This window comes from Acinetobacter sp. YH12086, from assembly GCF_013419345.1.
GTDB classification, from domain to species: Bacteria; Pseudomonadota; Gammaproteobacteria; order Pseudomonadales; family Moraxellaceae; genus Acinetobacter; species Acinetobacter amyesii.
Genome location: NZ_VPAF01000014.1, coordinates 1 through 14,451 on the forward strand (window position 1 = coordinate 1; position 14,451 = coordinate 14,451).

10 protein-coding genes and 1 pseudogene are annotated in these 14,451 nt (G+C 40.7%); 9 read left to right on the plus strand and 2 right to left on the minus strand.

Going from position 1 to position 14,451, the window contains the following annotated elements:
- From FTU29_RS13365 to FTU29_RS13395, 7 genes and pseudogenes are all read left to right on the plus strand, one after another.
- A pseudogene (locus FTU29_RS13365) lies at positions 1 to 110 on the plus strand (IS5/IS1182 family transposase); the annotation flags it as partial.
- Positions 111 to 486: 376 nt separating this feature from the next.
- Positions 487 to 1,215 carry a HesA/MoeB/ThiF family protein gene (locus FTU29_RS13370; protein WP_180122404.1) on the plus strand — a complete coding sequence of 243 codons (729 nt, stop codon included), beginning with the start codon at positions 487 to 489 and terminating at the stop codon, positions 1,213 to 1,215.
- 58 nt (positions 1,216 to 1,273) lie between these two features.
- The gene (locus FTU29_RS13375; protein WP_180122340.1) at positions 1,274 to 2,572 is read left to right on the plus strand and encodes an AarF/ABC1/UbiB kinase family protein; all 1,299 of its coding nucleotides are present in this window, start codon (positions 1,274 to 1,276) and stop codon (positions 2,570 to 2,572) included.
- 83 nt (positions 2,573 to 2,655) lie between these two features.
- Entirely contained in the window at positions 2,656 to 3,036 is a 381-nt protein-coding gene (folB, locus tag FTU29_RS13380) for a dihydroneopterin aldolase (protein WP_180004951.1), read from the plus strand.
- Positions 2,993 to 3,442 carry a 2-amino-4-hydroxy-6-hydroxymethyldihydropteridine diphosphokinase gene (locus FTU29_RS13385; RefSeq protein ID WP_180122341.1) on the plus strand — a complete coding sequence of 150 codons (450 nt, stop codon included), beginning with the start codon at positions 2,993 to 2,995 and terminating at the stop codon, positions 3,440 to 3,442. The genes folB and FTU29_RS13385 overlap by 44 nt, the downstream gene beginning before the upstream one ends.
- Before the next feature lie 161 nt (positions 3,443 to 3,603).
- Positions 3,604 to 4,182 (plus strand): DedA family protein, encoded by a 579-nt coding sequence (locus tag FTU29_RS13390; protein ID WP_228144785.1) that lies wholly within the window; start codon positions 3,604 to 3,606, stop codon positions 4,180 to 4,182.
- Positions 4,183 to 4,259: 77 nt separating this feature from the next.
- On the plus strand, positions 4,260 to 4,940 hold the full coding sequence (locus FTU29_RS13395) for a hypothetical protein (protein ID WP_180122343.1): 681 nt from the start codon (positions 4,260 to 4,262) through the stop codon (positions 4,938 to 4,940).
- Positions 4,941 to 5,009: 69 nt separating this feature from the next.
- On the opposite strand, the gene coq7 is transcribed toward FTU29_RS13395, so the two are convergent.
- Together coq7 and FTU29_RS13405 are read right to left on the minus strand one after the other, a co-directional pair.
- Entirely contained in the window at positions 5,010 to 5,645 is a 636-nt protein-coding gene (gene coq7 / locus FTU29_RS13400) for a 2-polyprenyl-3-methyl-6-methoxy-1,4-benzoquinone monooxygenase (RefSeq protein WP_180122345.1), read from the minus strand.
- 3 nt (positions 5,646 to 5,648) lie between these two features.
- The gene (locus FTU29_RS13405) at positions 5,649 to 6,968 is read right to left on the minus strand and encodes an MFS transporter (RefSeq protein WP_180122347.1); all 1,320 of its coding nucleotides are present in this window, start codon (positions 6,966 to 6,968) and stop codon (positions 5,649 to 5,651) included.
- A 177-nt stretch (positions 6,969 to 7,145) separates the two neighbouring features.
- Between FTU29_RS13405 and FTU29_RS13410 the strand changes: the two genes are divergently transcribed.
- The gene (locus FTU29_RS13410) at positions 7,146 to 9,887 is read left to right on the plus strand and encodes an autotransporter assembly complex family protein (protein ID WP_180122349.1); all 2,742 of its coding nucleotides are present in this window, start codon (positions 7,146 to 7,148) and stop codon (positions 9,885 to 9,887) included.
- A gap of 21 nt (positions 9,888 to 9,908) precedes the next feature.
- Positions 9,909 to 14,429, plus strand: coding sequence for a translocation/assembly module TamB domain-containing protein (locus FTU29_RS13415; protein ID WP_180122356.1), 4,521 nt, complete (start codon positions 9,909 to 9,911; stop codon positions 14,427 to 14,429).
- Positions 14,430 to 14,451 lie beyond the last annotated feature (22 nt).

A 14,451-nucleotide genomic window follows, 5' to 3' on the forward strand; every position in this document is an offset into this window, starting at 1 on the left:
TTAAAACTTTCAAAATCCTTGCCGAGCGATATCGTAATCGAGGAAAAAGACTGGGCTTAAGATTTAATTTAATTGCGGGAATCTATAATTTAGAGCTGAGCAAAAAATGAATTATGAAAGAAGTCTATTTATTATTTTTAAAACATGTATACGCTATACCTCTATGATGTTTCTACATACTAAGGTGTCTGAGATACTGTATTTTAAATAGTGTAATTGAAGATACGCTAACTAAGAAAAATACCATGTCTACAGAGCATTTATTTTAACTTTAAGCTGTATATTGTCTTGCTCAAATAGCAGGGTGTTTTTACACTGTTTCGGGTTTGTACTCGAACAACATTTGATGGATATCGGTGTTTTAATCTTTTGTGTGCGGTATAAACTCGCCCATTTTTTATGCTTGACGAATTTTAATAAGGAAATACTTTGTCTACGTTTAAATCGAATGAATCAACTTCTGAATTTGAATTAAGTGATGATGAAATGCATTTATACAGCCGTCAAATATTGCTTGATGGATGGGACATCGATGCACAAGAGAAGCTAAAACTTGCCAATGTACTCATCGTAGGGTGTGGTGGAATTGGGTGTACCACAGCCGAATTATTGGCACGTGCAGGCGTCGGACAAATTACTTTAATCGATGCAGATCGAATTGAAATCAGTAATTTGCAACGACAAATCGCGTATACCAAAGACGATGTGGGTTTTTATAAATCAGAAATTTTGTCTAAACGCTTACAAGCGATTAACCCGCATATCCGAGTGCAAAGCTATACCACAAAATTAGATGAAAGCAACGCAAAGACATTGATTTCACAGCAAGATTTGGTTCTCGATGGTTGTGATAATTTCAGCACGCGTTATTTGGTCAATGCAAGCTGCGTAGAAAATAATGTGGCGTTGATTAGTGCTTCTGCAATTGGCTTTCAAGGGCAGTTATTTATGGTTGAAGCCGATGCTGCCTGTTATGAATGTTTATTTCCAAAAGAACATCATACCAGTGAAAGTTTACGCTGTGCAGACTCGGGTGTACTTGCAACTACACCAAATGTTATGGCAAGTTTGCAAGCACATCATGCCTTGCTCTATTTGGGTTTGGGGACGACAGCACTGAAACAAAAGCTTTTGTTGTGGGATGGTCGGTCAATGAAACAAAAAATTCTCGCTTTTGAAAAAGATCCAGATTGTCCAATCTGTCAGGCAAGATAAAGCAGCAAGCCCTTATTTTTTTGCTACACTCACGTTAATTATTTTTTTCTAAGACATTATGAAAAACAATATCTGGTTAGATGGAATTCGCTCGGTTGCCCGAATGGGTGAGACCGCAGTCGTTGCTGCAAAAGCCGGCTTTAAATATGCAACTGAAAAACCAAGTAACGCAAAATTAATGCGTGAAACTTTTGAATCACTGGGTTCAACCTATATTAAATTGGGTCAATTTATTGCCAGTACACCTTCTTTATTTCCGCGTGAATATGTCGAAGAGTTCCAAGGCTGTTTAGATCAGACACCGTCATTGCCGTTTAGTTATGTGCAGCAGGTATTGGCTTCAGAATTTGCTGGTCGTAATTTAGATGAAATATTTGCTTCAATTGATGAAAAGCCTTTAGCTTCTGCATCGATAGCACAGGTACACGCTGCTAAATTGGTCAGTGGTGAAAATGTTGTTATCAAGGTGCAAAAGCCGGGTGTCGAGACGATTCTCTATACAGATTTAAACGTTTTACATTGGGCAACCAAACTGGTTGAAAAAGCTGTACCTAAAGTCAAATTTGCTTCACTTGCAGATATTGTTGAAGAAATTAAAGTTCGCATGGTACGTGAGGTGGACTTTATTGAAGAAGCTCAAAATCTTGATGACTTTGTGAACTATCTGAATGTAACTCAAAACAAAGCCGCGACTGCACCAAAAGTTTATCACCAATATTCAACACGTCGTGTCTTAACGATGGAGCGTTTATACGGCGTACCATTGACTGATTTTGATGTGGTTAAAAAAGTCGCTAAAGATCCATCGCAAGTTTTGGTGACAGCGATGAATACATGGTTTGGCAGCTTGATGTTATGTAATAGTTTCCATGCAGACTTACATGCAGGCAACCTGATGCTGCTTGAAGATGGTCGAGTTGGCTTCATCGATTTTGGTATCGTGGGCCAGTTGAAACCTGAAGTGTGGACAGCATGTATTGCGTTTATGGATGCCCTACAAAAAACTGAATACAACTTGATGGCTGAAAATATGCTGAAAATGGGCATGACGGCTGTCAAAATTGACACACAAGTCTTAGCTGCCGACTTAGAGCGCTTATTTAGCGGTGTGCTTTTGGCCGATCCGCAAGAGTTATTAACCTCGAATCCTGCCGATTTGAATGACATCATGATGGATATGGTACAAGTCGGAGAGCGTCATGGTATTCGCTTCCCACGTGACTTCGCTTTATTATTCAAACAAATGTTGTACTTCGATCGCTTTATGCGCATCCTTGCGCCATATACCGATATTTATGCAGACCAGCGTATTCAAATGGTGCAGACTATGGACCCTAATTTATTGTTGAAGCAATAATTTAGCCGCAAGATATAAATAAAATCCTCTTGCTTAAACAGGAGGATTTTATCGATGTTTAAGATTTTATTTTGAGTGTAAGAATGGACGCAATTATCATTGAAGGTTTGAAAGTTGAGACTGTCGTCGGCTGTTTCAATTGGGAGCGTCAGATTATTCAGCCTTTGATGCTCGACCTCAATATTCAAACCAGTTTAGCGCAGGCGGCTCAGTCAGATGAGCTTGAAGATACCTTGAATTATGCTGAAATTTGCGAAATATCAGCCAAAGTCATTCAAACTGCTCAACCTAAATTGATCGAACATGCAGCAAAACTGGTGATTGATGCACTTTTTGCTACCTATGACAGCATTGAATCTATTATGATTAGCATCCGGAAGCCTGCCATTATCGCGCAAGCCAATTCTGTAGGAATTCGTCTTGAACGCCACCGAAACGATTTTCGCCCTAGCTCTGGCGAGTAATTTCAATCCTAAACCGCATTTTCAACAGGCTTTACGTCAAATTCAGGCTTTGGGTCATGTTGAATTTTCCAAAATTTATGTGATTCCTTGTCGTGATGGCATTGGGGCGGATTATTGGAATGCAGCTTGTTTGGTGAAAAGCAGTTTATCTGTAGATGAAATCAGCACCTTACTGAAAAAAATGGAAGCAGACTCAGGTCGTGTTCGTCCGTCTCATAATATCGCTTTGGATCTGGATCTGATCGCGTGGGGCGAAAGCTTAGCCCATATGCAATTTAATCCGAAAAAACTGCCTTTAGCACTCGATGTTAAAATTCCAATGTTCGATATATGGAAAAATAAGATGTTTGAACATCCAGCACATCAATTTCCTATGGTGAGTTGTCAAAAAGTTTTAGTGGATTGAGTGAATGAAACGGAATGTTTTTAACGCACATGAGTGATATTTCAAACTGACCTAACTATGCTAGATAAACAATAACAAAAATATTCAAATCCTGTCATGGTATGCGCTAGCGTATAGGCTGTCGCAGGATTACATTATCTTTTTAGCTTCAAAATAATGATATGAACTGGACGGATCTGATTCAGCACTATGGCTATATTGCGATTTTTATTGGCACATTGTTTGAAGGAGAAACAGTGCTGATGATTGGCGCCTATGCCGTCCATCAACACATACTTCATTTTCCAATGTTGATTGCAGTGGCGATGTTGGGCAGTTTTATTGGCGATCAGTTTTATTATCAAATGGGCGCTCGCTATGGGCAAAAACTTATCCAGTCGAATGCAGAATTTGCACAAAAATTCGATCGTGCGAGCCAGTTTATTGAACGTTATCCTATTTTGACCATTTTATTTATGCGCTTTGCTTGGGGTTTTAGAACTATTTTACTTATTGCAGTCGGTGTGCGTGCTTATCCTGTTTGGAAATATGTGCTGATTAATCTGGTTGCCTGTTTTATTTGGGCGATGTTGGTCGCAACGATTGGCTTCCAAATCAGTCATTATTTACATCTATTTTGGGCGAAAATGCTGCCTTATCATCAAGATATTTACATCGTTATTGCCGTTATATTATGTATCGTATTCTTCCGTGTGCTCTATACGGTGTTGAAGTGGTGGCGTAAGCATCATCAACATTGATAAAGTGCAAGTGGTTGATCTGATAAAGTCGTCAAAACATAATTAAAAGATTTAAAGGGATATTTAGTGAGAGCAATATGGGCTTAGGTTATGGTGCGGGTGCGGGAGGTTTCCTTATTATTTGCTTTGCGATTTTGGTGCTATTTATCGTCATTGCGATTTGGTTGAGTTGGAATAATTGGTATAAAAAGCAAAAAAATCGACCATATAAAGTAAATGCTGCACTTAAAATTGGTTTATCTGGCGTATTGTTTTTCCCTTTATTTGTTGCAGTAACGCTTGGATTGTTCGTGATTTCAGATCTTAGTTCTGACTATGCAGAGTGGCAGCATCAAAAGAAAATTCATATACAGTTGCAGGAACCCTTAAACTTTGGAGAGGTTGTACTGCCTGAAGGCACGTGGATTAACCGATCATTTGAAATCGACTATACTCTGGAACAGATGACTGATATTCGTCAAGGTTTGACATCGGCTCGTTTTCCACAGCCTATTCAAATAGCTGGATTTGATGTTATTGCATTTGAGCTGCATCGGCATTTATTGCTTGAGTTGGCACATGATCAAACCGTTATGATGAATAACCAAAAGGAAATTTGTCCGGCAGGATGGCTGCTTGAATTAGGTGGATCAGATTATCCGTCCACTGAGCAACTTTATAGTTTGAATTTTGATTGGTTTACACCAAGTCGATGGCAGCCTATAAACTGTTTTGATGGCGAAGGAATTATTGTATTAGAGTCAAAACATTACTTATGAAAAAGCCTGCATCATTGCAGGCTTTTTGTTCACTATTTATAAAACTTAGCGACAATCATTAGAAAATCATTAAATGTAATAACTGGTTTTGGTCATCAGCTTAGAAATACCAGTCATGGCAATACGAACTGGAACAGGAAGGTCTACACCACCTGCATTGAGTGCTGTATCACGGTGATGCAGCTCATCTTCATTCATTTGCACTAAGATTTTACGTGAACGTTCGTCTTGTTCAGGAAGTTGGCGGATGTGATCTTCTAAATGCAGGCTCACTTGACGCTCAGTTTCAGCGACAAAACCTAGGCTGTATTTATCACCGGCAATACCTGCCAATGCACCCATCCCAAAAGAAAGGCCGTACCAAACAGGGTTGAGCAGACTGGTATGGCTGTCTAATTCTTTTAAGCGGTCTTCACACCAAGCCAGATGATCTTGTTCTTCAATCGCAGCGTGTTCCATTTCACGGCGGACATTTGGCAGTTTAGCGGTGAGTGCTTGGCCATGATAGAGCGCTTGTGCACAAACTTCACCACTATGGTTGACCCGCATTAGACCTGCCACATGGCGTGCTTCGCTGACTGCAAGTTGGGTTTTTTCAGCAACAGACGGATTTTCACGATGTGCAGCTGTTGCTCCGGGAACTAAACTACGTAAGGCTTGATCAAAAGAATGAATAAGTTTGTCGATACCTGTGAATTGACGCATGGATTAATCCTCCAAAGAGACTTGCGTAGTTTTAAGCAAAGGTTTGATGCGTAATAGCAGCCAAATACAAAAGATTGCACTGAGCACTGCGGTTATACAAAAAAGTATTTTAATATCAATCTTTAAAACACTCAGAATGATAATTGAAAATATAGCAGAAGATACCATAAATACCGCATTTAAAATGTTGTTTGCGGCAACGACTCGCGCACGATGTGAGCGTGGAGAATAAGCTTGCATCATTGCATAGAGCGGAACGATGTAAAAACCACCACTAATACCCAATAAAGTCACGGCAATCATGACATGGTAATAGCCCCAACCTTGATGAAAAACTTCTGAAAGGGTAATAAGTGGGCCAGTTTGAGTCGGGACAAGCGTTAAACTAAATGCTAAATAAAGTGCAAATACCGTTAAACCGACAGCACCGATGGGAACCATCTTAATATTGACTTGAGTGCCGCCCAATTTACGACAAAGCAATGAACCTACGCCCACACCGACAGAGAAAAAGGTCAATAGCAAGCTAACGACATTTTCAGAGGCATGTAGATTTTGCTGAGTCATTTGTGGGATTTGGGTGAGGTAGGTTGCACCATAAAACCAATACCACGAGTTCCCCAATAAAATAGTAAAAATTAGCGGCAAACTTTTGGCATATTTCATCGTTTGGTAACTAGTTCGGAAAAAGTTCCAATCGATTTTTAAATCTGGTGTAGTGACATTTTGCTTAAGAATAAAACGACTGGTGATATAACCTAAAATTGCGATGGTCATCACTGTCAGGCTGATCCACATTAAATTGCCTTGTGATGAAGCAATCACAGCACCACCCAAGATCATCCCGAATAAAATCGCCATGGACGTTGCCGATTGGAAGAGCGCATTGCCTGACATCAGCTCATTGGGCTTTAAAATTTCAGGCAAAATTGCATATTTGATTGGACCAAAAAATGTCGAATGGGTCCCCATCAAAAATAAAGCCAGCAACAATAACCATAAATGACCGGTCAGAAAGCCAATACTGCCGATGATCATGATGATAATTTCTAAAATTTTGATGCCACGGACAAGTTGTGAACGTTCAAACCTATCTGCGATCTGTCCCGCTGTCGCTGAAAAAATAAAGTAGGGTAAAATAAACAATAATGCAGCTAGATTGTTTAGCGTGCTGATGGGTAATGCCTGTTGTTGGATTAATCCATAGGTGATGACCAACAATAAAGCCTGTTTGTAGACATTGTCATTGAGGGCCCCAAAAAATTGGGTCAAAAACATAGGCAGGAAACGGCGTGTACCTAGCAGATGTTCGTTGTTATTCATAAGCGTCTTGCTACATTAAGTTTTATTAAGAAATGTGAGTGATTGGTAAAATCTCTAAAAAAATCATGTAATATGTTTTTGAGTTTGGAGATGGCGAAAAACCAATAGATATAAGATCTTTAGCTCTACATCTGATTGACTAAGTCCATTACATAATGAAATTTGTTAGAGTTTGCTATGCCTGCAAAAATCAAGTTTAAAAAAACAATGCTTCATCACAGTATGGCTCACTGCATACGACAGCATCATAGCAATAAAAGCCTATATATGAGCATCTTTTTGACCTTGTGTGCTCAGCATAGTTTCGCCCAAACTCCCGCGGAAACTGTTCCAACATCTGCAGATACAAAAGCAGAGATTGTTACTGAAATCAAGAATGAGGCTGTAAAGCAAGGGCTGTCGACACCTGAAGCAGTTGAAAAAATTGAAAATATAAATGAGCCGGAAGAATCTGTTGATAGCATGAAAATGCTGCAAGAACAGCAGCAAGCAGGAACACAACTACAAGAATTTAAACCCATTGAGTTCGAAGATTTAGAAAACTTACCTGTGACACCTGTTGATCAAAACATGGCGAATGAAATCTTCCAAGTTGCTGAAGAAGCCAAACGTCAGGCGCAGGAGTACCGTGCGACACAGCAAACAGAAGTTGCTGTTGCAGATATTACCCAAAAAGAGTTAACGGAAATTAACCAAGCGCCAGTCAATATTGATCAGCTCATGGGTGAAATTCGCTCTGATAATGAAATTATTGCAACACAAAATGAAAATGCCAGTACGCTGCAAGAGCTGAATAATCCAACTGTGGAAGATGATGCAGAGCCGGGTATTTTCAAGCGCTTATTATATAAAGTGCGTCCGCCACGTCAGATGAATACGGTAAAAGTGCCACGAATTAGTGCGGATGTTGAAATTACCTCAGCACATAATACCAGTCAGACTTCGAGTAAGGCTTACGGTGCGGCGCTGGAAGATCTCAAAGCCAATATTAAAGGCAAGCTTTCAAGTTTTACTCAAGAGTCTTTTAGCGATTTTCCATCGGCTTTGCCTCAATTACGCAGCTTGTCCAATCAGGCTGCACAAGCTGTAGGTTTTTATCAGTCAGAATTCAAATTTGAAAAAGTGTCTGATAGTAAAGTTCGTGTATTGGTTACACCAAATACGCCTGTGCAAATTCAAAAGCAAAATATTGAATTTTCAGGGGCTGGAGCAAATCAAGCTCAGTTTCAGGTGATTGGTGTTTTACCAGATCAGGAAGAAGGTGACATTCTTAATCATGGTGAATACGAAACGACGAAAGGCCGAATTAATGATGCAGCGACCAATAACGGTTATTTCGACTCGTACTGGCGTTTGCACGATGTAAGAGTGGCTCAACCACAAAATACAGCCGATATCAATTTGCGATTTGAAACGGGTGAGCGTTATAAGCTTGGCGAAGTCGAATTTCGAATGAGTGATCCGAATGCAGAGTTTCCATTGGATCGCGATATTTTAGAAAGTTTGGTGATGTGGAAAGACGGTGCTGACTATACTTTCTGGCGTGTGAATGGTTTGGCTAACAACCTGACCAACTCTCGCTATTTTAACTACACCTTAGTTGATGCGATTCGACCAGACCCAATTGAAAAGCCGCTTGAACTGCCACCAGATATTCAGACCTTGGTCGATCAAAATCAGTTGTCTGAAAGTTCACAAGTAGTGAAAGACAAAACGGAAGTGATGTCGAATAAGGAAGTCACGCAAAAAGTGGTTGATGAAGACCAATTTGCGGGGGTGAATGATGCAGAGCAATCCTCTAAATTACGCAGTTTGCAAGATACGCAAGATGCTAAACAAGCAGAACAAGAACGTTTAAAAGCGCAAGCACGTGAAGATAAAAAAGTCCCTGTGATCGTTACACTAAATGCAGATAAGTTGAATAGTGCAGAAATTGGTGCTGGTTTTGGTACCGACACCGGTACACGTGTTCGTGGGCAGTATCGCCGTGCCATCGTGAATAAACGTGGTCATTCTTTTGACGCCAACATGGAAGTATCCAAAATCCGTCAATCGATTGATGGTCGCTATAACATCCCATATAACCATCCATTAAATGACTATGTCAGTTTGGTTGGTGGTTATGAGCGTGAAGAACGTGATGATGTCGGTCAAGGCGTCAATCTTTCGATTGAATCTGCTGTAGCTGGGGTTGACCGGATTATTAAAAACCCACGTGGTAGTTGGCAGCATACCTTTGGTTTACGTTACCGTTTGGACCGTATTACCGATGACGGCCTAAGTCCTAGTGATGACATTCCAGATGCGTTCTTGGTAAATACCAACAATGAACAGCAGTCTTTGATGTTTGGCTATGAAATTTCTCGAACCGACTCTGATAAACGTGTGAATCCGAGTAAAGGGATCAAGCAAACCTATAAAGTTGAAGTCGGAAGTGAAAGCTTACTTTCAGATGCTGACATGGCGATCTTGAATGCGGGCTGGCGCTTTATTTATTCATTGGGTGAAAATGATAATCACCAGTTCGTGGGGCGCAGTGATTTAGGTTATATTCTGACAGAGAACTTTGATAAAGTTCCTTATAACTTACGCTACTTTACCGGTGGTGACCAAACCATTCGCGGCTTTGACTATAAGAGTTTAGCTGCCGAAGAAAATGGCTATAAAATTGGTGGTCAAGTCTTGGCAACGGGTTCATTAGAATATAACTACCAATTTAAAGAAGGCTGGCGTGCTGCGGTCTTTAGTGACTTTGGTAATGCGTACGATAAAGACTTCAATACACCGACCGCATATAGCGCCGGTGTGGGGATACGTTGGGCTTCTCCAATTGGCCCAATTCGTTTAGATGTCGCTACCGGACTTTCTGACGACAGCAAACCAATTCGTTTACATTTCTTTATTGGTTCACAATTATAATTTTTAGGTGATGTGTTTTTTATGACTGAACAAGAACAGCAAGAACCAGAAAACGAAACGCCGGTAGAGCAACTGCCGAAGAAGCGTCGTATTCTTCGAAGTGTCATTTTGACCTTCGTGTTCGTGCTTATCTTTTTGGTGGCTGCATTAGCAGTCATGTTCTCTACAGACAAAGGCAGTAAGTTTTTACTTGACCGTGTTCTGGAACGTCAGCAAATCATTCACTATGAATATGAAGGTGGTAACCTGTGGCGGGGCATTATTCTACGAAATGTCCTCGTTACGCTAAAACCTGTCGATGTAAAAATTGACCGTGCCGATATTACACTCGGTTGGCGTGCCATTATTAATAAAGAAATTCACTTAAATAAGGCAGATGTTAAAAATCTGCAAATTATTACCAAGACACCACCTAGCGATAAACCTTTTGCATTTAGTGAAATCCGTCTGCCGTTCGTCCTTCGTGTCGATCATGCAGATCTAGATCATATGCTGATTAAAACGCATAGTTCAGGTGTGGATTTTTATGATATTGAATTAAATGAAGCGCTTTGGTCTGGGACGGAATTAAAATTTGAAGATACCCGTATGGATATGGGCTATTTATCTGTGCGCCAAGCGTCTGGGAATATGAAGTTTGAAGGTAAATATCCGCTAAATGCTGTGGGGATTGTCAACTTACCTTCACTACGTGAAAGCTTGAACATTCATGATATTCAAGTGGTGGCTAAAGGATCGTTGGATACAATTCAAGCCGGTGTGGCAACACATACCCCAGATCTTTTAACTGGTTGGGCTGTGGTCCATCCGATGCGTCCACATGTTCCAATGTTTGGTGCACTCAAATTTAAAAACTATCATTTACCGTTGCTGACTGAGCAAAAGCTTTTTGCTAAAAATGGTCTGGCAAAATTCAAAGGGGATATTCAGCGTCTTAATTTAGATTTAGACACGGACCTGAGCGGTGCCAATATCCCTGAGGGGAAATATACTGCGCTCATGAGTACGGACTTGGTCAACCAACTTGATATTACTAACCTAAATGGACAAGTAATGGGCGGCGCTGTCAATTTGGGTGGCGTGGTGAGTTGGAAAGATCAGGTCACTTGGGATGTAAGCGGTCGTTTAGATAAAATTAATCCAAAACATAAGTTGATCCCGCAGGTGGTTCAAGATTTTCTACCTGTGAGTTTAAACAGTAATATTGCGTCCAAAGGGACCCTTGAAAAAGGCATGCACCTCACGGCTTTGGTAGATTTTGATCAATATGAAACTTGGAATTTAAAACTCGATCAAGCACCTGCCAAAAATAATAAAGCTCAGCCGATGCAGATGGATGTGTCTTGGAAAAATATAGACCGTGCAGTGCCATATGTTGGATGGTTGAGTAGTGATTCGGGCAATGTGCAATTGGCGCTTACAGAAGGTCAGCAGAACATCAACGTGGCGACCACAGTGTCACGACATGAAAAAGGTGCTCTGCCTGCTGGACAATATCAAGCCAAACTGAATCTGAAAAATAACAATCTCAATGTCCCTGCCTTTAGTTATGTGGCCGACAAAGGTCAGCTCAAAGGTAACGCAGTTGTAGAATTGCCTGATGAAAAACGCATGCTGAAATGGCAAGCCAATGTACAAGCACAGCAGTTCAATCCGCAAACCATCGTGGCTGCTGCGCCTGTCGACCAAATTACAGGGTCATTAAAAGCCAATGGTTATGCAAAACCAAATCAACAGATTATTCAGCTGAATAATATTGATTTGTTAGGCCGACTAGCACAGCAAAATGAAACGGTTCATTTAACAGGTAAATCTACTGCTGCGCTGACTTTCCATGATGAGAAACAAGGTGGAGGCTTTAAAGCTTTTGCTGTGAATTATGATGGTGGCCTCAATGCAAGCCAAGTTGCCGCAAGTAAAGGCAGTTTGATTTTCAAAGTATCTGGCACACCTGAATTAATTAAAATAGCCGAACTGCGTCATGATGGCGTGGCAGGTAAGATTTCAGCCAATGGACAGGTTTTACTGCAAAAAGCCATTGGTTGGGATATCAATGCATCACTGGTGCATTTTAAGCCGCATTATTTTGCCTCAAATGTACGGGGTGAATTATCTGGAAATTTAAAAACCAGTGGTGTGTGGTCAGATGCACTAAAACGTATTCAAATTGAACGTCTGAATTTGGCAGGTATGATCAATAACAAACCTGTCCGTGGTCAAGGTAACTTGGCGATGGTGATTAATTCAAATCAATCTGGCTTTATGCCAAAACAGTTTGAAGCGAATAATTTACTGTTGGCTTATGCCAATAACCAAATTCAAGCCACTGGTAATGCACAAAATTTACAATTGAAAATTAATGCACCAGCGTTATATGAAGTTTATGCAGGCCTACGTGGACGTGCTTATGGCTACTTAAATGTTCAAGCACAGCCACGACTGCAAGCATCTGCCAATATCGCAATAGATGATTTTGCATTTAATAATTTATTCAGTGTGAAAAAAATACGGGTGCAAGGCGAGTTGCCAACTTCTGCGACTTCACCAAGTTTATTAACGGCAACGATGGATAATTTACGCAGTAACAACCGTGAGATTGTGAAAGGTCAAATTTCACTGGCCGGTACACGTAATGCGCATTTATTAAAAGTCAGTGCTGAAAATAAATTATCAAAATTTTATGTGCAGTTAGCTGGTGGTTTCAACGCACAAAATAATTGGCTCGGTCAGATTCAAAAAGGCGATTTTGACTCCTTGCGTACACGTCTCGTACAGCGTCAAAATGCATCGATTATTTACAACACTGCACAGTCTGACTTATTTGTTGGCGCACATTGTTGGATGAGCCAGCAAAGTGAATTATGTTTTGATCAGCCGATTCGTGTGAATAAAAACCGCGGTAATGTATCTTTTGTGACAAAGAACCTAGACTTAAATGATTTTGCAGCATTTATGCCTGAAGGCCTGGCGATTACGGGTAAAGTGAATGGTTATGCGAAAGCGTCTTGGGCGAAAGGTGCAAAACCTAAAATTGATGCACGATTAGTGACTCGTGACGGTTTACTCGGTTTAGCAGCGGAAGACCCACAGTATTTAGCATCCACTTTAAAATATGATGAAGTAGGTTTGATTGCGAAAAGTGTCGCTGAAGGGCTACAAATTCGACTCGATACCAAAGCTCCTGATATTGGTACAGGTTATGCCAATATTATTATTGACCCGTATAAAACCAACAAACCGATCCGTGGTGAAGTGGCCTTTAACCAAGTTCAATTGAAAATCTTAAAACCATTTATACAAGATGTCCGTTCAATGGGCGGTACGTTGTCTTATGCGGCAAAAATTAGCGGAACATTGTCTCAGCCTTTAATGGATGGTGAGATTCGAGTGAAAAATGGCTCGATTAGCATGATTTCATTGCCTGTGAACTTGACCAATATTCAGTTGTATTCTGCTGTGCGTCAAAACCACGCTACGATTGATGGTGCATTTAACAGTGGTCGTGGTGTGGGCAAATTAACCGGAAATATTGACTGGAAAAATGATCCACGTATCCAGTTGAATTTAACGGGTAATGAAATGTTGGTCCGTCAAGCGCCATTGATCACCGCTGTTGTAACGCCTGATTTATCTTTAGATGTGCTGCCTTTCAGTAAGAAATTAACCTTAAAAGGTAAAATTGATGTGCCGCGCGCATTGATTTCGATGCCAGAATCGTCTGCAACAGTGGTTGGGGTATCTTCAGATGTACGTGTGGTACATGAAGGTGATAATCAACTTGAAATCTTAAAATCAGCACGTCCTTGGGATATTCGCGCTGACGTACAGGTAAATATTGGTAATCAAGTGATTTTCCAAGGTTTTGATAGCCGAATTCCGTTGATTGGTCGTTTGAATTTGACACAACGTGGTTTAGAAACAGCAATGCGTGCCAATGGTGCAATCGGTGTTTCTCAGCGTGTGAAAATCGAAGCTTATGGTCAAAGTCTGGACTTGAACCGTGCGATTGCCCGTTTTAATGGACCATTGGCGAACCCTACTTTAGATATTGATGCCAATAAAGCCGTGCAAGGTAGTACTGTTGGTGTTCGTGTGACAGGTACAGCATCAAGCCCTGCAATTCAGGTGTATAACGATGCAGGTCTATCTGAACAAGAAGCCTTAAATGCCTTAATTACAGGTCGTATCAATGAAGGAAGTTCAGGTTTAAGTCAGGCGGAAGGTTTCCGTTCTGATGTGAACAACACGATTGCTGCAGCCGGTATTAGTATGGGCTTGGGTGGTACACGTGCATTGACCAATCAAATTGGTCGTACATTTGGTCTGAGTGGTTTGGCATTAGATGCTCAAGGAACAGGAGATGATACTCAGGTTTCTGTGACGGGTTATATCACACCTGACTTATTCATTCGTTATGGTGTCGGGGTATTTACACCAGTGAATAAACTGACCTTGCGTTATCAAATGAATCAACGTTTGTACTTGGAAGCGAGTCAGTCTTTAGAGCGTGCAATTGACTTATTCTATAACTGGCGCTTCTAAGAGAAGTCAAAATTTGAATATA